Source organism: Acinetobacter johnsonii CIP 64.6 (assembly GCF_000368045.1).
GTDB lineage: Bacteria > Pseudomonadota > Gammaproteobacteria > Pseudomonadales > Moraxellaceae > Acinetobacter > Acinetobacter johnsonii.
In genome coordinates, this window is record NZ_KB849236.1 from 521,947 (window position 1) to 540,686 (window position 18,740).

An 18,740-nucleotide genomic window follows, 5' to 3' on the forward strand; every position below is an offset into this window, starting at 1 on the left:
AACAGTAAACCAAAGATGGTCTTGAACGAATATGCTATCGCAAAGCAAGGATGCGAGTTTAGGGTTGGCGCACCAAAGTAAAATTTACACTTGGGATGGTGTCATTTTGTATGTGACTCATGAGCAGTTGAATAATGCCCATGCCCATTTTCCAGCACTTTTACAAATTGGCTTTGGCACACCTTTTGCAATCACTTTAGACGATCAACTACGTTGTTATCACGATATTGTGGTGATGGCACCCAATGTGATGCACAGTACCGATTCAGAAAATCAACCTTATCTTGCGCTCATGATTGATCCTGATCATGCACTCTATGGACACTTGTATCCATTGCTGAATGGCGAACAGATTTGTTCTTTGCCTGCCGCTTGCCTTGCTACGTTTCATTCACAGTTTCAAAAGTTGATCGCTGGGCAACTCAGTCCTGATGATGCCAAACAATTGGTTTTAACGCTGCTGTCAACGTTAAACCCAAATCCGTTGCAGGTATTGCCATGGGATGCCCGCGTTTTACAAGCCTGTCATTATATTCAACAACTTGTACCTCAGCAGATTCCCACAGTAGCTCAAGTCGCGGCACACACGGGACTGTCTGAGTCGAGGCTGATGCACTTGTTTAGTCAGCAATTGGGAATTTCAATGCGGCGCTACATTCTTTGGTTGCGTATTCGCTATGCCATCAAACTCTGGGCCGCAGGTCGGAGTTTGATTGATATTGCCTTGGAAGCAGGTTTTGCCGATCAGGCACATTTCACCCGAACTTTACGTAGCATGGTCGATTTTGCACCCTCGATGCTGAAAGGCAAAACCATCTTCGTGAATGACTCTATTAAAACACCATTGATGTCATAGCGTGTTAAGTTGCTTGATAGCACATGGAAATAGCAGAATCATTCAAGACAGGTTTCGCTATTTTACGAAGAATCAGTTTACGTTGAGAGAAGGACTTAAGCAGGGTTTGGCTTTTTCGTTCAAGCTCAATGTCAATTTTATGGATAGAGATAATAGGGATAACAAATGACCAGTTTACATGCGATGAAAAGTCTAAAAGATGTCGTGTCCGAAAAAGAATGGGATGCGCGTTGTCAGCTTGCGGGGTTGTACCGTCTAATTGCGCATTTCCGCATGACCGATTTAATTGATACGCATATTAGTTTACGTGTACCCGACGAAGACGGTCATTTTCTGATTAATCAATACGGCATTCCCTTTGAAAAAATGACGGCTTCGCATTTGGTTAAAATTGATTATGCAGGCAATATTATTGCGGATTATGATCAGGGCAAACTGGTCAATACCGCAGGTTTTGTGATTCATTCCGCGATCCATGATGCACGTAAAGATGTGCACTGCGTGATTCATACGCATACCGCAGATGGCATTGCAGTGTCTGCACAGAAACACGGTTTATTGCCTTTGTCTCAGCATGCTTTGAAGTTTTATAACAAAGTCAGCTATCACGAATATGAAGGGGTGGCGTTATTAACCGAAGAACGTGAGCGTCTCGTGAAAGACTTGGGGCACAACCGAGTCATGATTTTACGTAATCATGGTTTGCTATCGACAGGGGATTCAATTCAACGTGCTTTTCACGAGATCTACTTCCTTGAACGTGCATGCCAAGCGCAGATCAAGGCGATGGCGGGAGGAGCAGAGCTTCATCTTCCGTCTGAAGCTGTACGTCAACACACAGCTCAACAGTTCGAAAGTGAATTGATTGAAATGGTGATGCTGAAAGCATGGAATGCCGCACTGTCTTTAATTGAGCATCAACGTGACGAGTATTGTTCATAAGCCATTCAACCATTTTAATAAAAGCCTCTATTTCTAAGTAGAGGCTTTTATTATGTTGAGTTTTGCTGTGGAGCTAACACATTTTTGAGCGTTTCGAAAATACGCGGATCTACCGATTGTGCGACATTGAAGCGTAAGAAATTCTGTGCATTTAAGGATTGGCTAAACGCATTTCCTGGTGCTAAAACAACGCCGTGTTTTAAACACTCTCGCGCAATGAGCGCAGCATCGAAACCGTCGGGAAGTTTGCACCACAGGAATATGCCCGCTTGTGGGATTAGCCACGGGTGAATATTTAAAGCCCCGAGCTGAGTGATGACTTTTTGCATTTCATGAGCTAGGCGTAAGCGCACCGTTTCCATATGCTTACGATATCCACTGTCTTTTAAGGCAATCAGCACCATATCGGCGGCAAGTCGGCCTCCACCAAAAGAGGTGGCGATCTTTAAATCGATTAGATTTTCAATCCATTCATTTTTGGCCACGATATAGCCACAGCGCAAAGAGGCTGAAATCGTTTTTGAAAAACTACTAACTTGAATGACACGATTGAGTCCATCAAAAGCAGCCAGTCGTGGGGCAGGGGTATGTTCAAAGTCGGCAAAAATATCATCTTCCACAATGACTAAATTGGTTTGATCGACCAATTTAAGTAAGCGATGCGCCGTGACGGGGGAAAGCACTGCACCAGTTGGGTTGTGTATGCCTGAGTTGGTGATATACAGCCGTGGTGAGTGTTCAGCTAAAACAGACTGAAAGATCTCCAAATCTGGGCCATGGGGAGTATACGGCACACTCACAATATTAATGCGATGAGCTTTGAGGAGAGCATGAAAATTAAAATAACAAGGGTCATCGACAATAACAGTATCCCCAGCTTCCAATAAAAAACGACAGATCAAATCAATTGCTTTCGTACCAGATTCGGTGAGCATGATGTGTTCAGGCGAAGCTTCAACGCCAATATGAGTTAAACGACGAGAAATTAATTGTCGCAGTTCAGGATGTCCTGCTGGTGTTGCATATTCCACCAGTTCTAAGCGATCTGCTTTTGCCATGCTACGTAGAGCACGTCGAACACCAGTCTCATATAACCATTCGGGTGGTAACCAGCCGCAACCCGGTTTGAGTGTGCTGTGATCTGTATCCAAGGCTTGTCTAGAGACCCATAAAGGATCGACCTCTCTATCTAGCTTAGGCCCTATTTGGGCCAAAGCCAGTGGTGCGACAGGGCCAGGCACATAAAAGCCTGATCCAGGTTTAGACAGAATGATGCCTTCGGCCATTAAACGTTCATAGGCTTCGACAACGGTTGAAACAGAGACCTGCAATGTACGTGCTTGTTGGCGCACAGAGGGAAGGCGATGACTGGGGAGATAGGTGCGTGAGCTAATTTTGAGTTTAATTTCATCCATGACTACATCAATTCGAGTTTGGTTACGCATTCCATTTCTCCTCAACCGTATGGGCTTTTTATACATAACAGTTTTTATTTATTGTATTGGATTGTATCTCGATTCAAACATGTGGTCTATGTTCAAATTGAGCGATTAACGATAAGAGAATCACGCCATGAAACAGGCAACCAGCGGCTGGGTAAACGGATTAATCGGTGTCGCTATTTTTGCGGGGTCTTTACCTGCAACACGGGTCGCCGTTGCCGATTTTAGCCCCATCTTTTTAACCAGTGCACGGGCCACAATTGCAGCGTTATTAGGATTATTTTTTTTGGTGTTACTTCGCCAAGCACGCCCGACCGCTTCAAACATACCTGCACTTGCAGTCAGTGCATTGGGCGTGGTCATCGGATTTCCACTCTTAACCGCTTTGGCCCTACAGCATGTAAGTTCTGCTCATTCCATCGTTTTCTTAGGATTATTACCTATCAGTACTGCGATTTTTGCAGTTCTACGCGGGGGTGAACGGCCCAAGCCACTTTTTTGGTTGTTTTCAGTGCTAGGAGCTTTCTTTGTAGCAGGCTATGCTGCACTTGGAGAGACGAGTACTGCATGGAAAGGCGACCTATACATGCTGGCAGCCATTATTCTATGTGGTTTGGGCTATGCAGAAGGAGCAAAACTTTCGCGAACATTGGGCGGTTGGCAAGTCATTAGTTGGGCTTTACTACTCTCGTTACCTGTGATGTTCCCGATTGCATTATGGAGCGTGCCTGTTTCATTTCAGCATGTCAGTACAGCCGCATGGATGGGTTTGGCTTATGTTTCTGTCTTTAGCATGTTGCTGGGTTTCGTGTTCTGGTATCGAGGGTTAGCACAAGGTGGTATAGCCTCTGTTGGTCAACTGCAATTATTCCAACCCTTTATGGGACTTGCACTTGCCGCTTTATTACTACATGAAAGCGTGAGTTGGATGATGTTGGTCGTCACTTTGGCAGCCATTGTTTGTGTGGCTGGGGCGAGAAAATATGCTTGAACATACGACGCCTAATTTTATCTTGATGGAGTAAAAATTACGAATGTCAGTCCTATCATCAAAGGTGTCATTTATCTTTGATGGTGGAATCATACTAAATACAATTTTTAAGTATCTATCTGTTATAAAAATCTGCTCTTGATTATCTTCTGTTCATATGTAGTGATGTGTTTTGTATTCCTCGAATAAAATCTTGCTGTATAGCAACAATGCTGTATATAGTTTTAAACATAGACAGGTCAAGCGATGCTTAAATTCGCAGCATGCTGAGTGTTGATGATAAGTCTTAGGAAATCGAGAACGAAAAGATCACCGATGAGACGTCCTCTCCGTACAGGCGAGACCTTAGTGAATAAAATTAAAATAGCGTGAAAATGGTATGGATTGCCAACAACCAAGATGGGAACAAGATGAGTGCAGAAGTAGATTCACTAGGACTGGTTGGGCCTGTTGTACTGTTGAGTGCAGCGGTCATTGCCGTCCCTATTTTTAAACGTATTGGTCTAGGTTCGATATTAGGCTACTTAATTGCTGGATTGATTATTGGGCCGTTTGGTTTTGCCTTTTTTAACAATCCTACAGCCATCTTACATATTGCTGAACTAGGCATCGTGATGTATCTCTTTATCATCGGATTGGAGATGCAGCCTTCGCACTTATGGAGTTTGCGGAAAGAAATTTTTGGCTTGGGCAGTTTGCAAATCCTTATTTCAGTCATTGCCTTAACGGGTATGGGCATGTTGTTTGGCTTTAGCTGGAAAACTGCGTTCATTGGAGCTGCGGGTTTTGTTCTGACGTCGACTGCGATTGTGATGCAATTGTTAAATGATCGTGGAGGGCTGCATCAACGACGTGGTCAAAAGATCGTTGCGATCTTATTGTTTGAAGACTTATTGATCGTTCCCTTATTGGCATTGGTTGCATTTATGGCACCCAATCAAGTAGCGGAAAGCTCATCTATAGATTTACAAGGGATTGGTATTGGACTGTTGTCCATCGCTGGATTAATTGTTGCAGGGCATTGGTTACTCAATCCACTATTTAAAATTTTAGCTGCTGCTAAAGCACGTGAAGTGATGACTGCTGCGGCGTTGTTGGTGGTATTGGGCGCGGCATTGCTGATGCAACTCAGTGGTTTATCCATGGCGCTGGGCGCATTTTTAGCGGGAGTGTTACTGTCCGAATCGACTTTTCGCCACCAAATTGAAGCAGATATTGAACCCTTTCGAAGCTTATTACTGGGCTTGTTCTTCTTGGGCGTCGGGATGTCTTTAGACTTGGTAGTGGTCAGACAAAATTGGCCGCTGATTGTCAGTGGTGTAATTGCGCTGATGTTGACCAAAGCGCTGATGATCTATGTAGTCGCGCGTTTGACCAAGAGTAATCATCCCGAAGCTTTAGATCGTGCATTACTGATGGCGCAGGGGGGCGAGTTTGCCTTTGTATTGTTTAGTGCCGCGACGACAGCTCAAATTATTGACAATACCATCAAGTCGAATTTAACCGCGATTGTCGTATTGTCTATGGTGCTAACGCCAATCATCGGTGTGTTGTTTAAACGCTTTACCCTTGAACAGGATGAAAAGTCTCTCGATCAGGTCAGGGTTGCTGATGGCTTAACGGGTAAAGTGCTGATGATTGGTTTTGGTCGCTTTGGTCAAGTGGCCAGTCAGTTGTTATTGGCACGTAGTGTGGATGTGACCATTATAGATAATGACGTCAATATGATTCAGAACGCGGAAAAGTTTGGTTTTGATGTCTACTATGGCGATGGGTGTCGTTTAGATATTTTACATGCCTCAGGGGCAGATACCGCAGAAGCAATTTTAGTCTGTGTTGACCACAAAGAAACGATTAATAAAATTGTAGAGTTGGTGAATGCTGAATTTCCTTTGGCTAAGCTGATTGTTCGTTCCTATGACCGTGAACATGCGCTGTATTTGTCTAAGAAAAATGTCAGTCTGATGGTTCGAGAAACCTTTGAGTCTGCATTGGCTTTAGGTCAAATGGCCTTGCAGCAATTGGGAGCAAGTCAGGATGAAATTCAGCAGGTGAGTGAGGATATCCGAGCTTTAGATAATCAACGTTTTGAAACCGAAGTTGCCGCTGATGATGTCAAAGCGGGCATAGGTATACAATATACGCAGCGTAACCCACGACCTACTGCACCCTTGATTAAGCCACAACATACGGGGCAGTTGTTAAATGATGCAGAACTAGACAAAACGAGTGAGGTAGATGATAGAACTTAAAAATATAAGTTGAATCATCTTGCATGAAAAGGCCTATTATAGGCCTTTTCATTTTTGAACAAATGGATCTGAAAGCACTGAATAATTTGGCTTAATTTTATATTTAATGAAAGTTATATCAGTCTGATGATGTCGAACGGATACAATTTCGACCATCATTCTTGGCTTGATAGAGTTTTTGATCTGCCAATTTAATCACCTTTTGAATATTTTCTGAGTCTTGAGGCCACGAGGCGATACCAATTGAAACCGTGATCGTTCCAATTGGGTCAATATAGCTTTGTGCTACTGTTTTACGAAGTCGTTCAGCTGCTATATAGGCAATCTTTGGATCTTCGTGCACCACAAAGACAATAAATTCTTCTCCACCGACACGGCAGCACACATCATGTTGACGAAAGTTGCTTTTCATATGTGACGCTAACTTTTTCAATACGTGATCACCTTGATCATGCCCATAGTTATCATTCACTGCTTTAAAGTGATCGATGTCCAATGTCAGTACCGAAAAAGGCGTATTGGTTGCTTCTAATTCATTTAAGAATAGTTTCATACCGCGGCGGTTATAAAGTCCCGTCAGCGGATCAGTATTCACATGTTGTTTAAGCTCTGCAATTTCATCTTTAAAATGTTTGGAGCTAAGCAAGAGAGCGGTGCGAAAGCGTAAAGCCTCAAAATACCAAGGATTGATGTTTTTAATGTCTTGATCAATATTTGGGCGCGTCAACATGCTGGCCATTTGTGCAAGCTTATTGAGTGGTGACGAAATCCAGTAAGAAAGTTTCCACACAAAAATGAACAAGAGTAAATAGAAACCGAGCATAGCCAGTGTTACTTTAACGATGATCGAGTTGGCTTGGCTTAATAACTCTAACGTCGGTTGTTGTGACACCACAACCCAATTCACACTTGGAATTGCCGCAAACCCCGCAAGGTTTTCGATCCCTTTACTATTGACCAGTGCAATCTTTCCAGTGGGGTGGGAGGTAATATATTGCATTCCGGTATTATTTTTTAATGAGTCGCCAATGCGAGCTTTATCTGGATGGAAGATGATCTTATTTTTATTATCAACAACATAAGTATAACTTTTCTTATAAGAATAAGTGGTAGCTAACAGCTCACTCACCAAGTTTTCTTTATTCAAATAAATCGAGCCCGTGACGATACCGAGGAACTCATTTTTACGATTAAAAATAGGCTGAGCAATCAGCACAATTAAATTGTTTGACAAGCCTTTGTATGGAGAGGAAATATAGATTTTCTTGAGCTTTAATGCTTCGGTAATACCTGGAGTTTTATATTGTTTTTTTTGATTAACATGTAAGGTCTCGGGTGAGTATTCCAAAATAAAAGCATTTTTATCGATAATCGTGATTGAGTTAAATTTTTGTGATTGACCTTTAAGACGCGTAACTTCAGCTTTTAAAACCTGTTGATTTGAGAAATCTTGACCAACAATTTGAGCACTATAGCGGAGCTCATTCAACATACTTTCAAAATATTTGTCGGTACTAAATGCAATTTTTGAGGCATAGCGTTGATTGGCAGCTAAAGAGTTTTCGGTTAACTGCTCTTTGATGACATAATTCAGAACAAAAATTGAAATTAGAAACAAGCTTGAGACACAGCCAATAATTAAAATCAAAATAAGTTTTTGTAAATCTAAACTATGAAAAACAGATTTCTTGATCACTCATTGCCCTCAAGACAAGAACAGATTTTTTAAAGTTTTGTTGTGACGCCTGTAGAAGCTCAATTCTCATGATTGAAATCAATCTGGGTGAAAACTGTTCGAATTTGCTTGCTGGTATTTTTATAAGTATAGAGAATCTTCAGATTAATATATATGTAATTTTTCTATAAAAATTACATTAGTTTTCATTAAGATAATATGAATAGTACACAATAGCGCATAATCAATCAAAAGCACTATTAAAGTTTAATGAAAACAACATTAAATTGACATGCCTAAACGTAATAATGAGCTCTTTATTATTTCGATCATTGGAGAACAAACATGAATGTCTTTGGTATCGCATTGATCACTTTATTATCATTCATCGGGTTAGGAGCGCTCATTACCGGCTTCGTTGTGGGTGAAACATTCTTTATCGTGATTGCATTACTTTTATTTATTATGGCTTTTTTGGTTTGGTTAAGTATTAAAGATAAAGTTTCAAACCCTTTTAAAGATTAAGAATGTTGTGTTTGAGTGATTTTTATACTTTTACGATAGATCAATATTGATCAAGCTTAGATAGATGGATGTAGATGACGTTCTTTACATCTACTTAGTGTGTATATCATATGTAATACCAGCCCAAAGGCTGGTAGCTTTGCAGTTTTTTGAGTCTATGCTTCAATCCAATTATCTTTAATTTCTTGGGCATCTTTGCTTAACATCACCTGATTTTCTCGAATTTCTCTCACCCATGCACTCGGGATAATATGGTGTTTGCCATCGCCATGTTTAGTCAGTTTGATCTCTTTACCTTCTATATGGTCAACATCTCCAACTTTAGTGCCACATACGGCAATTACACTAGAGTGTTCTTTAATGTCTGAAATATTAATCGTGGTCATGATGTACCTCTATTTTACTCATCGAACAAAAACGAAGATTTACCCTAACCTAATTTCTCGTAGTCATGAGCTTTTTAAATACAACACCAACATATTATGTCTTAAAATTCACGAAGTATAAAAATTGTCAGTCTGTGTTTTATTTATAGAGTGCTAAGTTGATTAAATTATGCTGATGTTATTTTTATTTTCAATTCAGCCAACGTCTATTTACTGAGTTTCCAGCATTATTATAGTGGATAACTTTTGCATAATTACCTACGGCTATTGCATTATCAGGAATATCTTTGGTGACCACACTACCTGCACCGATGGTGGCATTATTGCCAATTTTAACATGGTCGATAATACAGACATTTGGGCCAATATATACATTGTCGCCAATTACAGCAGTCTGACGACCGCCATTGGCATCAATCGTTGTAAATTGTTATAGGTTGACATTGTTTCCAATCACAGTCGTTGGGTTGACAATCAAAGGTCCCCCATGACCGATGAACAAGCCATAGTCAACTTTTGTGGTGCAGTGGATATCGATCCCGTATTTTTTCTTCTTATAATAAAAAATAGGGTAGGCCAGTTTGCCGATCCATGATTTTGAAGTCGAAAGACGTAACCAAACGCTAAAGTTAAAACCACGATTAAACAAATAAATTTTGAGGAATGAACTTAGTTTTGTATTTATAAATGACTCAAAATCAATTGAACTAACATGGAAAAGAACTCATAGGTTGAATGCGCGATTTTACGTGATTTGACGCTGAGATGTTATCTCGATTTTGCCTTTCAGTATGGTCTCTTATTTTTTAAAAATATCAATTGGCTTTTATTTGTACAGTTGTTTCGAAATGTCATGGGCTCTTGTCGAGAGTGAAAAATGCTTTTATATTGTACTTACAGTAGGTCGATAACTAAGACGCTACGATGTAGTTGGACGGATCAATGACAGCTCGTTGAGTTTGGAACGAAATGTTCAAACAATAAATCAGCACTAGCCTTCCAACATAGAAAAGCTCGCAGCAATGCGAGCTTTTTTTATGTGAAAAAATATGACTATGTATCTCGGTTGTTAAGCATATTTGATTTAAGTTTATGATTTATAGTCCTGATTTTGAAAATATTTATATAAATTAACATTGCGATAAATTCTAACAACTCGAAGGGCGGTGTTGGAAAAAACTTGTGCTATAAGATTAAGCAGAGCTAAAAAAAGAAAAGGAAAATGACCATGACTCAGCTTGTAGATGTAAAGGTAAAGGACCAGTACAGTCAAACGTATAATGTGAAGGCCCAGTTAAGGCAAGTACCTGAAAATTCCGAAGCAGAACGTTTGGATCTGTTTAAACGAATTGAACATATCGTTGTCGATGGTGAAGTGATTCTGCCTAGTATTGAACTGTTATTTGAAAGTCGGCAAACGGAAAATATATACCGAGTTGTTGATTAACCCTATTGAAAAAAAGCCCATGTTTCCATGGGCTTTTTTATAAGCGATCTATGTCGAGTTAAGTGAGCCTATCGAAGAATATAAGGGATAAATTTTTTGAGCGATTATATTGAAGGTCATAAAGTGAAATTAGGATATCACTTCACACATAGTTCCTATTTATCAAGCTGTTTGATGAATAGTTCGAGTAACCATTGTGCCAAAGTCTTAAAAATCGATTAAAGACATTAAGATTTATTGCCTGAAGAAAATATAAAACTTGTAGTCTTTGAATCTTAACTAAGACTCAATTATTCGTTGAATTTATTTAAGCTGCCTGCAAACGCAACAGTGAGTGATTGATCTGTTGTAAGTGTTGGTTGAGTACTGCGGGTTCTATTCGACTTTCCTGCAAGGTCGTAATCCATTGCATTTGGCAGCGTTTGAGACTGTGTAAATCTGTCGCCGATTGAATTTGAAGAATAAGTTGTTTTGCCATTAAGCCACAATAACGTTGTAATAAGCTCATCATCAAATCGCGTGTTTCTTCAAAGCTATAGGCCTTAAGTGGTGGGGCTGGGCTTGGTGCAGGAGTCGGCACTGTACTGTCTAAATCTATTGGATTGACGTTATTTTGACTAATTTCTAGTACTGAGGTCGGTGGTTGAGGTTCCGATTGTATTGGGCTAGGGGCATGAGATGTTTGTGTAGAATGAATTAAACCTAATTCAATTAATTGTTCGAGGATTTCAGGCGTTGCGATTCGTTGTTTGAACTGGTCAGCCAATTGTTCAAAATCTTCTGTACCAATTAAAACCAATAGTCGTCTTTGACGTGCATTGAGTGGGATATGACGTTGTTGTAAAGCATCTAAACCCAATGCTGTTTTTTGATAATGATTCATACCTTAATTTACTCCCCCGAACAAATAAATTAAGGCTGAACATACAGGGCAAAAATTACAACAATATTAAGAATTTATGACAATACATTTTAGAGCGTTTTAATGCTCGTATTTTCTAAAGCTTTACGTAAATACGGATCGAGTTCATCTTGACGCATTAACCACTGAATATAGTCAGCAGGGAGTTCGGCAATCGCTGTTCCGCGATGCTTGCCAAAATTAATGATTCGCGGAATACGAGCATCTTCAGAGACAGCAAATAATTGCTCCATGCTGTTTATTTTTAATTGATGAACCACATGCATTAAAATATTGGCCGTTAAAATAATATCCATATCGGCACGATGGGCTTTTTTAATCATCTCACGGGCTTTTTCACTACCTTTGGAGATCATATAAATGAGTGCCGAAATATTGTGCGCTTCAGCATCAGGCCAGACCAAACGTGCAAGGGCGAGTGTACAAATCGCTTTAATATGAGAAGTATCGACACCACATTTTTCGATAGCCCGAATATCATAATCAATATTATGACCAATGATGTACTGTGTTTCAGCAGGTAGTTTAAAGGTCGTATAGTGAGGCTTCCCAACGAGGTCTGACTCTAAAATATGATGCACAGCCATCGCTGCGAATGAGATTGGTTCATCGACGGTATAGAGCTGATCAAATACTTGGCTTTTGTCTAGGCTTAATTTGCCATTTGCAATTTCAATCGGTGCATATGCAATCTCAATGGGTTGACCATTTAGGGTATGGGTTTCTGTGTCGAGAATAATGGCTTGCATGTGCATATCCGAAAATTAAAAGCTGAACAAATTTATCATTTCCAAGACTATCAAGACAGCCTATGACAGCCAGATTTGTGGTTTATTCGATGATTTTGTAAGGTGATGTTGTTTAAATCATCTGGTGAACCTAGGTGATTAGAGATCAGACTTTATTGAGCAAGGGAAAAGTCGGAAGCTACTTGTCAATTTATTTAGGCAGATTACAAGGAAAATTTTTGCTTAAAATTAAAATAATTCTTTGGGATTCAGCTCAAACAACGACTAGGAGAGTGTTCCGCACCTGAATTCAGTTGTAGGGTCAGGATTTATTTTGAACTCCAAATTACCAGTTTTTATAACAATGGTAAGTGCTCACTTGCAGACAATGTTCACTTTGTATCATTCTCGTAACCAGTCTTGCCATGCGTCATTTTGAGGCGTAAATCATTAATGTATTCAAGTGATTTGAATCGTTACAACAAGAAAAAATGTCATTAAGGAATTTTAAGATGAAAAAACATATATTGGCTGTGTTTGTCAGTAGTTCTGTGCTTGTTTTAACAGCCTGTGGAGGAGGGGATGGCGGTTCAACTTCTGTTATCGTAGATGATGGGGTGCCTAAAAATAATATTGTTAATCCAGTGGTTAGAGTCGAGGCTTATACAGATGTAGATATTAATGCTAATGTTGTGTTGGATAGTGTTAGTAGTTCTAAAACATTGATGACCTATTTAATGCGTGGGGTCAATGGAAGTGAAACGCAAGCAACAGCTTTAGTCTTTAAACCAAAAGGGCCAATGCCAGCAGGCGGTTGGCCGATCGTTGCATGGGCACATGGAACTACAGGTGTTGCTGATCAATGTGCCCCGAGTCAGCAAGGTTTAGGTGGAAACGAATTCTTAATTGCGAAGTTACTTGTAGCAGGTTATGCCGTGGTTGCTCCAGATTATGAAGGCTTAGGTGAACCTGGAGGTCGTGAGTTACATCCATTTTTAAATCTGAAAAGTGAGGCTTATTCGATCACAGACGCAGTTGTTGCCGCGAGTAAAAATTTGGGAAATACAACGGAGAAGCGCTGGACTGTTATTGGCCATTCTCAAGGGGGACATGCCGCATTAGGTGCTGCTGAGAATGCATCAAGAGCACAGCTCGATTACAAAGGCGCTATTGCCATTGCACCAGCATCCAACCTGAGTTTAATCCTCACAGGTGGTGAGCAGCAAGCTGCTACGGAAACGGATCTAACGAAAAAAATTAATATTCTTGCGCCATTAGATACTTTTACTGCTTTAATTACAGCAGGATTAAGAAATCCTTACCCAGCATTACGCTATAGTGAAGTCTTTGAAATTCCAACAGATGATATTGCGAGACAAGCTGAGTCTCTATGTTATACGCTATTAGGAGGTACTTTTCGTGCCTCAATGGTCGATTACGCAGACATTTTTGGAACAATAGAGGGATATCCACGTACCCAAACTGGGTTTATGACCAATATTCCGGAAGTGAAAGATTTTCTGGCAAATGGTTCTCAGCCTTTGAAAAAGAAGATAAGTACTCCAATCATTATTTATCAAGGATCATTTGATGAGACTGTGCCTAGAACGGTTACGGATTTATTAGTAAATACTGCCCCAGCGGGGACAGTCATTACTTACAAAAATGATGGACTACTTGCTCCAGTTGATAAATGGAATCATACGACTGTTTATACTCGTAATTTGGATAATTTTGTGACCGATGTCAAAACTCTCATGCCAATTCAGTAATTTGCTTTGACTCAAATCGCTCATGGAGTTCTGCTTCATGAGCGATTTTTTATTTAAAACTGCGTAAAGTTCGTTCTCGAACTTTATAAACTTCATGCTACAATACGCGCCAATCTTAGCACGGCTTAAAAGCCCTAATTTCATAGGACCTCGCTAATGTTTGCCAATATCTCAATTGCTGAATTTGATCCAGAAATCGCGCAAGCAATCACAAATGAAGATGCTCGCCAAGAAGCGCACATCGAACTGATTGCTTCTGAAAACTATTGCTCTCCAGCAGTAATGGAAGCGCAAGGTTCAAAACTTACAAACAAATATGCTGAAGGCTACCCAGGCAAACGCTACTACGGCGGTTGTGAATATGTAGACGTGATTGAACAATTAGCGATTGACCGTGCTAAAGAGCTTTTCGGTGCAGATTACGCAAACGTTCAACCACATGCAGGTTCACAAGCAAACTCTGCTGTTTACTTAGCTCTTCTTAACCCAGGCGACACTGTTTTGGGTATGAGTTTGGCTCACGGTGGTCACTTGACTCACGGTGCTAAAGTAAGTTTTTCTGGTAAAACATACAACGCAATTCAGTACGGTTTAAACCCTGAAACTGGCGAAATTGATTACGAAGAAGTTGAGCGTTTAGCAGTTGAGCACAAGCCACGTATGATCGTAGCTGGTTTCTCTGCTTATAGCCAAATTGTAGATTGGCAGCGTTTCCGTGACATCGCGGATAAAGTTGGCGCTTACCTATTTGTAGATATGGCTCACGTTGCTGGTCTAGTTGCTGCTGGTGTTTACCCAAGCCCAGTTCAGATTGCTGACGTAACAACAACCACTACACACAAAACACTTCGTGGCCCACGTTCAGGTTTAATCCTTGCGAAAGCAAACGAAGAAATTGAGAAAAAATTACAATCAGCTGTATTCCCTGGCAACCAAGGTGGTCCATTGGTTCATGCGGTAGCGGCTAAAGCAATTTGCTTTAAAGAAGCAATGGCTCCTGAATACAAAGTTTACCAACAACAAGTGGTGAAGAACGCTCAAGCAATGGCTGAAGTTCTTATTGCTCGTGGTTATGACATCGTTTCTGGCGGTACAGAAAACCACTTGTTCTTGTTATCTCTTATTAAGCAAGATGTAACAGGTAAAGAAGCAGATGCATGGTTAGGTGCAGCTCACATTACTGTGAACAAAAATGCTGTACCAAATGACCCACGCTCACCATTTGTGACTTCTGGTATCCGTATTGGTACACCGGCTGTGACGACTCGTGGTTTCGGCGAAGCTGAAGTACGTGAACTTGCTGGCTGGATCGCTGATATCCTAGACAGCAAAGGTGACGAAGCTGTGATTAACGCTGTTAAAGTGAAAGTTGAAGCTGTTTGTGCGAAATTTCCTGTTTACGCAAACTAAGTTCTGACTTGAGAAAGCCCCCTCAAGGGGGCTTTTTTTATAGCATTAAAAAATCAAAATCAGTTGAAATGTAATTTAGACTGCATTTCTGATATAACAGAAGTTATAGGCTAATAAATTATTTTTAATAAGAATTTTATTCATACCGTATTCAAATAGGAATGCAGCACATGGCAAACCCAGCAATTATCATTTCTGAGCAGGATCTTCATCGTTTAGAAACGATGTTAGAACATCAGCCTAAACTTACACCGACCATGCAGTTGCTTGAAGAAGAATTGGCCCGCGCCGATGTTGTTGCTCCACAAGATATGCCTGCCAATGTGGTAACGATGAATGCAAAAGTTTTACTGACCATTGCACCATCTACAGAAGCATCTGAAATTACTTTGGTTTATCCGCATGATTTTAAAGGCGAGAAGGGACAGGTCAATGTTGTAGCCCCCATTGGTGCAGCAATTCTTGGCTTAGCTGAAGGTCAAGAAATTGAATGGCCGCAGCCAGATGGTCAAATGATGAAAGTCAAAATTGAAAAAGTGGTTTATCAACCTGAGCGTGAAGGCGATTATTTATAATATCGAAACACTCCATTTTAAAGCCATGTTGATCATGGCTTTTTTATGACTTTGAATATGTACTTTCTATACTGAAAGACAGTAATGCAAAAGAAAACAATAAAATAGAGTGCTGATTGATTGCGATTTTTTATTTCATTTATATAGAGTTGTTTATATTGCTGATAGGCTTGTTCATAGCCGAAAATCTTTTTCCCATTCACATTTAATGCATACAAAATATCTTGATGGCTTTTTAGATAGGTGATGGGTTGCCCTGTCCAAGCGGGAATGTCTAAAGGGAACTGCATTGCATCGAATAGCCATTGGCAAGTATGAAAATAGCGAATAGGTAAATTTATTTTATTCATTGGATTTTTCGGGCCTGTGTCAGAGGAGGTCTTAAGTGGTGCGTCTGGCCAACGATCACACCAAACTGTTTGAATTCGACCTTGGTTCTGGCTAAAGATACCGACCAAAAAGTGCGTTTTCCCCAAGCTGTTTAAGTTATAGGGTGCTTGATTTTTTTGATAAAGTTGGACGGCTGTTTCATTATCTAGCAGTGTGCCACTCACTTGTTGTAATTGGCTTGGATCATGCTCTAAAAATGTTTCGTGAATGTGTTTTGCTTTATAGTGCGCACCAACACTGATAAGTAAGGTTAATGCAATGCAGAAACCTAAACTATAACGAATGATGTGCTGAAGGCGAATGATCATAATTTTGAATAGATATAATTTTGTTGGAAACAGAAGCGATGATTAGCCAGATCAGGATAAACGGTTTTCACAACATTTTTGCAAAAATCTACATGTTATTTGACATAAAAGCTGTACTATAAAAATGATTTTATTCAATTTCTTTATTGGGTTAAAGCACTATGGCACAAATTGACGTTCTTGTTCCTTTAAGGGATATACCAGTCAATTCAGATGAACTTTTAAGTATCCAGCGTAATGATTTGGTTCCTTTGCTGAACGATCAATATCGTCTCAATCATTATGCAGATGGTGTCATTCAAGCGCAGTCTGTGCTGTTAAATGGAGTGGACCCGCAGCTCACTTTACAGTTGAGTCAGACCATTGAGCAACTGATCCAGTCACTGGCTGACTCAAAAAAATATCTGAAGAAGCGTAAATTTAATGGGCTACAAAAGTGGCTCGGAATTGATATTGAATATGGTTCAACCCAAGTTGAATACTATAAAAAACTGGATCAGCTGTTGGATCGAGCCAATCATCTCAGCCAAAAATTACAAATTGAAATTCAAAAGTCACAGGCGCGCTATCAGCAGTTAACAGGCTTACGTGAGCAAATGGCCAAATATATATCTGCGGCTGAAGCATTTTTAATGGAATATCCTAAATTTGTGAAGAATGCACATCCTTTAGATAATTTTGCAGAACGTTTATCCAAGAAAATAAACAGCTTGCAGACTTTGCAAAGCAGTAATGATATTGCGATTACGCAAATGCAGTTGTCACAGCAGCTTTCATTGAGTTTGTTAGACCGATATAAAGATGCACAGCAGGTTTTGATCCCGGCATGGCAATATCATGTCAAACAATCGCAGCAATCAAGCTCGACAATTGAACTAGAAAAGCTCGATAATAGCCGTGAAAAATTGATTCATACCTTAAAAAAATCACTACAGAAACCAACACTTTAAGAAATAGATTAGGTGAATTATGACCAACTCAGAACAAAACAGTCTTGTGGTAGAGCCAACCACCGAAGTGATTGAACATAAGTTTCAACAGTTAAATTTGCAAGAAATTGGCTTGCAACAAGATGACTTCAATGCGGTCTTGGCAGCACGGAAAGAGTTGGCAGAAATCAACCATAACGCCGTAGCGGAGTATGGTAAAAATATTGCGACACAAACCTCAGGATATACCGATGAGTTGTTAAATTTGGTTCAAAATAAGGACTTGGATGAAACTGGGCAAAAGCTAAATCAGGTGGTACAAGTTGCACAACAACTGAATACCTCAAGTATCTTAAATAAAAAGAAAAATTCAGGTTTCTTCGGTGGCTTGATAAGCAAAATTAAAGGCGCAAAGAATAATATTGATATGCACTTTAATACCACCAAAGAACAGATTGATACTTTAGTGAAAGAAATTGAAAAATCACAGTCTGGTTTAAAAGCACGTGTTGATACGCTAGATCGGATGTTTCATGGTGTGCAAAGTGAATATAAACAGCTCGGTGTGTATATCGCAGCGGGTAAGTTGAAACAGGATGAAATTCAGCAGGAAATCTCAACACTGACTGCACAGGGGCAAGACCAAACCACGACACAGAGAGTTTACGACCTCAATCATTTAGCCAATAATTTGGAAAAACGTGTGAGTGATTTGCAGGTTTTACAACAATCAGCCATGCAAACATTACCGATGATTCGTATTATCCAGTCTAATAATTTGATGTTGGTCGATAAGTTTTATGCGATTAAAAACATTACATTGCCTGCATGGAAAAACCAAATTAGTTTGGCGATTTCTTTAAATGAGCAGACGAATAGTGTGCAGTTGGCCAATACCATTGATGATGCGACCAATGACTTGTTGAAGCGCAATGCTGATTTGTTACATCAAAACTCAGTAGATACAGCAAAAGCAAATCAACGTTCAGTGATTGATATTGAGACGCTTGAACATGTACAAAACACCCTCATTAAAACAGTAAATGATGTGATTCAAATACAAAAAGAAGGGATGCAGAAACGTGCTGAAGCAACCACACGTTTGCGTAGTTTGCAGGACAATTTGAATCAATTGGTTTTAGACTCAAGTTCTAATCGTACGACACCATCTTAATGCCGAGTTGCGTGGT

At 40.0% G+C, this 18,740-nt stretch carries 17 protein-coding genes and 1 pseudogene; 11 read left to right on the forward strand and 7 right to left on the reverse strand.

Features of this window, described 5'->3' with window-relative positions; translation table 11 throughout:
* Positions 1-31: 31 nt before the first annotated feature.
* Together F986_RS13675 and F986_RS13680 are read left to right on the forward strand one after the other, a co-directional pair.
* Positions 32-856 (forward strand): helix-turn-helix transcriptional regulator, encoded by an 825-nt coding sequence (locus tag F986_RS13675; RefSeq protein WP_004696019.1) that lies wholly within the window; start codon positions 32-34, stop codon positions 854-856.
* 165 nt (positions 857-1,021) lie between these two features.
* Entirely contained in the window at positions 1,022-1,798 is a 777-nt protein-coding gene (locus tag F986_RS13680) for a class II aldolase/adducin family protein (protein ID WP_004696021.1), read from the forward strand.
* 50 nt (positions 1,799-1,848) lie between these two features.
* Here F986_RS13680 and F986_RS13685 read toward each other — a convergent pair whose 3' ends face one another.
* On the reverse strand, positions 1,849-3,243 hold the full coding sequence (locus tag F986_RS13685; protein ID WP_004696022.1) for an aminotransferase-like domain-containing protein: 1,395 nt from the start codon (positions 3,241-3,243) through the stop codon (positions 1,849-1,851).
* 127 nt (positions 3,244-3,370) lie between these two features.
* On the opposite strand from F986_RS13685, the gene F986_RS13690 reads away from it, so the two are divergent.
* Positions 3,371-4,231, forward strand: a complete 861-nt coding sequence (locus F986_RS13690; protein ID WP_004696025.1) for a DMT family transporter — start codon at positions 3,371-3,373, stop codon at positions 4,229-4,231.
* Between the two features lie 410 nt (positions 4,232-4,641).
* Positions 4,642-6,483: a monovalent cation:proton antiporter-2 (CPA2) family protein gene (locus tag F986_RS13695; protein WP_004696026.1), complete on the forward strand. Its 1,842-nt coding sequence runs from the start codon at positions 4,642-4,644 to the stop codon at positions 6,481-6,483.
* A gap of 118 nt (positions 6,484-6,601) precedes the next feature.
* Here the strand turns inward: F986_RS13695 and F986_RS13700 are convergent, their stop codons facing one another.
* The gene (locus F986_RS13700) at positions 6,602-8,179 is read right to left on the reverse strand and encodes a sensor domain-containing diguanylate cyclase (protein WP_004696028.1); all 1,578 of its coding nucleotides are present in this window, start codon (positions 8,177-8,179) and stop codon (positions 6,602-6,604) included.
* Positions 8,180-8,503: 324 nt separating this feature from the next.
* Between F986_RS13700 and F986_RS13705 the strand changes: the two genes are divergently transcribed.
* A complete protein-coding gene (locus F986_RS13705) occupies positions 8,504-8,683 on the forward strand; it encodes a hypothetical protein (protein WP_004696030.1) in 180 nt (59 codons plus the stop codon).
* Between the two features lie 155 nt (positions 8,684-8,838).
* Here F986_RS13705 and F986_RS13710 read toward each other — a convergent pair whose 3' ends face one another.
* Both F986_RS13710 and F986_RS18050 read right to left on the reverse strand, forming a co-directional pair.
* Positions 8,839-9,069: a DUF2171 domain-containing protein gene (locus F986_RS13710; protein WP_004696031.1), complete on the reverse strand. Its 231-nt coding sequence runs from the start codon at positions 9,067-9,069 to the stop codon at positions 8,839-8,841.
* A gap of 190 nt (positions 9,070-9,259) precedes the next feature.
* A pseudogene (locus F986_RS18050) lies at positions 9,260-9,772 on the reverse strand (serine O-acetyltransferase).
* A gap of 525 nt (positions 9,773-10,297) precedes the next feature.
* Here F986_RS18050 and F986_RS13715 point away from each other — a divergent pair.
* Entirely contained in the window at positions 10,298-10,516 is a 219-nt protein-coding gene (locus F986_RS13715; RefSeq protein ID WP_004696033.1) for a hypothetical protein, read from the forward strand.
* 307 nt (positions 10,517-10,823) lie between these two features.
* Here the strand turns inward: F986_RS13715 and F986_RS13720 are convergent, their stop codons facing one another.
* Together F986_RS13720 and F986_RS13725 are read right to left on the reverse strand one after the other, a co-directional pair.
* Positions 10,824-11,399 carry a hypothetical protein gene (locus tag F986_RS13720; protein WP_004696036.1) on the reverse strand — a complete coding sequence of 192 codons (576 nt, stop codon included), beginning with the start codon at positions 11,397-11,399 and terminating at the stop codon, positions 10,824-10,826.
* Between the two features lie 89 nt (positions 11,400-11,488).
* Complete coding sequence (locus F986_RS13725) at positions 11,489-12,187, reverse strand: exonuclease domain-containing protein (protein ID WP_004696037.1); 699 nt, start codon at positions 12,185-12,187, stop codon at positions 11,489-11,491.
* Positions 12,188-12,678: 491 nt separating this feature from the next.
* On the opposite strand from F986_RS13725, the gene F986_RS13730 reads away from it, so the two are divergent.
* From F986_RS13730 to rnk, 3 genes are all read left to right on the forward strand, one after another.
* Positions 12,679-13,938 (forward strand): alpha/beta hydrolase, encoded by a 1,260-nt coding sequence (locus F986_RS13730; RefSeq protein ID WP_004696039.1) that lies wholly within the window; start codon positions 12,679-12,681, stop codon positions 13,936-13,938.
* 156 nt (positions 13,939-14,094) lie between these two features.
* Positions 14,095-15,348, forward strand: a complete 1,254-nt coding sequence (gene glyA, locus F986_RS13735; RefSeq protein ID WP_004696043.1) for a serine hydroxymethyltransferase — start codon at positions 14,095-14,097, stop codon at positions 15,346-15,348.
* A 170-nt stretch (positions 15,349-15,518) separates the two neighbouring features.
* Complete coding sequence (gene rnk / locus F986_RS13740) at positions 15,519-15,923, forward strand: nucleoside diphosphate kinase regulator (RefSeq protein WP_004696044.1); 405 nt, start codon at positions 15,519-15,521, stop codon at positions 15,921-15,923.
* Positions 15,924-15,955: 32 nt separating this feature from the next.
* On the opposite strand, the gene F986_RS13745 is transcribed toward rnk, so the two are convergent.
* Positions 15,956-16,621: a hypothetical protein gene (locus F986_RS13745; protein WP_004696045.1), complete on the reverse strand. Its 666-nt coding sequence runs from the start codon at positions 16,619-16,621 to the stop codon at positions 15,956-15,958.
* Positions 16,622-16,782: 161 nt separating this feature from the next.
* Between F986_RS13745 and F986_RS13750 the strand changes: the two genes are divergently transcribed.
* Together F986_RS13750 and F986_RS13755 are read left to right on the forward strand one after the other, a co-directional pair.
* The gene (locus F986_RS13750) at positions 16,783-17,571 is read left to right on the forward strand and encodes a hypothetical protein (protein WP_004696046.1); all 789 of its coding nucleotides are present in this window, start codon (positions 16,783-16,785) and stop codon (positions 17,569-17,571) included.
* Positions 17,572-17,590: 19 nt separating this feature from the next.
* Positions 17,591-18,724, forward strand: coding sequence for a toxic anion resistance protein (locus tag F986_RS13755; protein ID WP_004696049.1), 1,134 nt, complete (start codon positions 17,591-17,593; stop codon positions 18,722-18,724).
* The last annotated feature ends 16 nt before the right edge of the window (positions 18,725-18,740 follow it).

Bases quoted from the DNA above. Each gene is read 5' to 3' on its own strand.
- rnk (WP_004696044.1), top strand. From the start codon at position 15,519: ATGGCAAACCCAGCAATTATCATTTCTGAGCAGGATCTTCATCGTTTA.
- glyA (WP_004696043.1), top strand. From the start codon at position 14,095: ATGTTTGCCAATATCTCAATTGCTGAATTTGATCCAGAAATCGCGCAA.
- F986_RS13705 (WP_004696030.1), top strand. From the start codon at position 8,504: ATGAATGTCTTTGGTATCGCATTGATCACTTTATTATCATTCATCGGG.
- F986_RS13730 (WP_004696039.1), top strand. From the start codon at position 12,679: ATGAAAAAACATATATTGGCTGTGTTTGTCAGTAGTTCTGTGCTTGTT.
- F986_RS13725 (WP_004696037.1), bottom strand. From the start codon at position 12,187: ATGCAAGCCATTATTCTCGACACAGAAACCCATACCCTAAATGGTCAA.
- F986_RS13750 (WP_004696046.1), top strand. From the start codon at position 16,783: ATGGCACAAATTGACGTTCTTGTTCCTTTAAGGGATATACCAGTCAAT.
- F986_RS13745 (WP_004696045.1), bottom strand. From the start codon at position 16,621: ATGATCATTCGCCTTCAGCACATCATTCGTTATAGTTTAGGTTTCTGC.
- F986_RS13685 (WP_004696022.1), bottom strand. From the start codon at position 3,243: ATGCGTAACCAAACTCGAATTGATGTAGTCATGGATGAAATTAAACTC.
- F986_RS13695 (WP_004696026.1), top strand. From the start codon at position 4,642: ATGAGTGCAGAAGTAGATTCACTAGGACTGGTTGGGCCTGTTGTACTG.
- F986_RS13690 (WP_004696025.1), top strand. From the start codon at position 3,371: ATGAAACAGGCAACCAGCGGCTGGGTAAACGGATTAATCGGTGTCGCT.
- F986_RS13720 (WP_004696036.1), bottom strand. From the start codon at position 11,399: ATGAATCATTATCAAAAAACAGCATTGGGTTTAGATGCTTTACAACAA.
- F986_RS13675 (WP_004696019.1), top strand. From the start codon at position 32: ATGCTATCGCAAAGCAAGGATGCGAGTTTAGGGTTGGCGCACCAAAGT.
- F986_RS13755 (WP_004696049.1), top strand. From the start codon at position 17,591: ATGACCAACTCAGAACAAAACAGTCTTGTGGTAGAGCCAACCACCGAA.
- F986_RS13715 (WP_004696033.1), top strand. From the start codon at position 10,298: ATGACTCAGCTTGTAGATGTAAAGGTAAAGGACCAGTACAGTCAAACG.
- F986_RS13680 (WP_004696021.1), top strand. From the start codon at position 1,022: ATGACCAGTTTACATGCGATGAAAAGTCTAAAAGATGTCGTGTCCGAA.
- F986_RS13710 (WP_004696031.1), bottom strand. From the start codon at position 9,069: ATGACCACGATTAATATTTCAGACATTAAAGAACACTCTAGTGTAATT.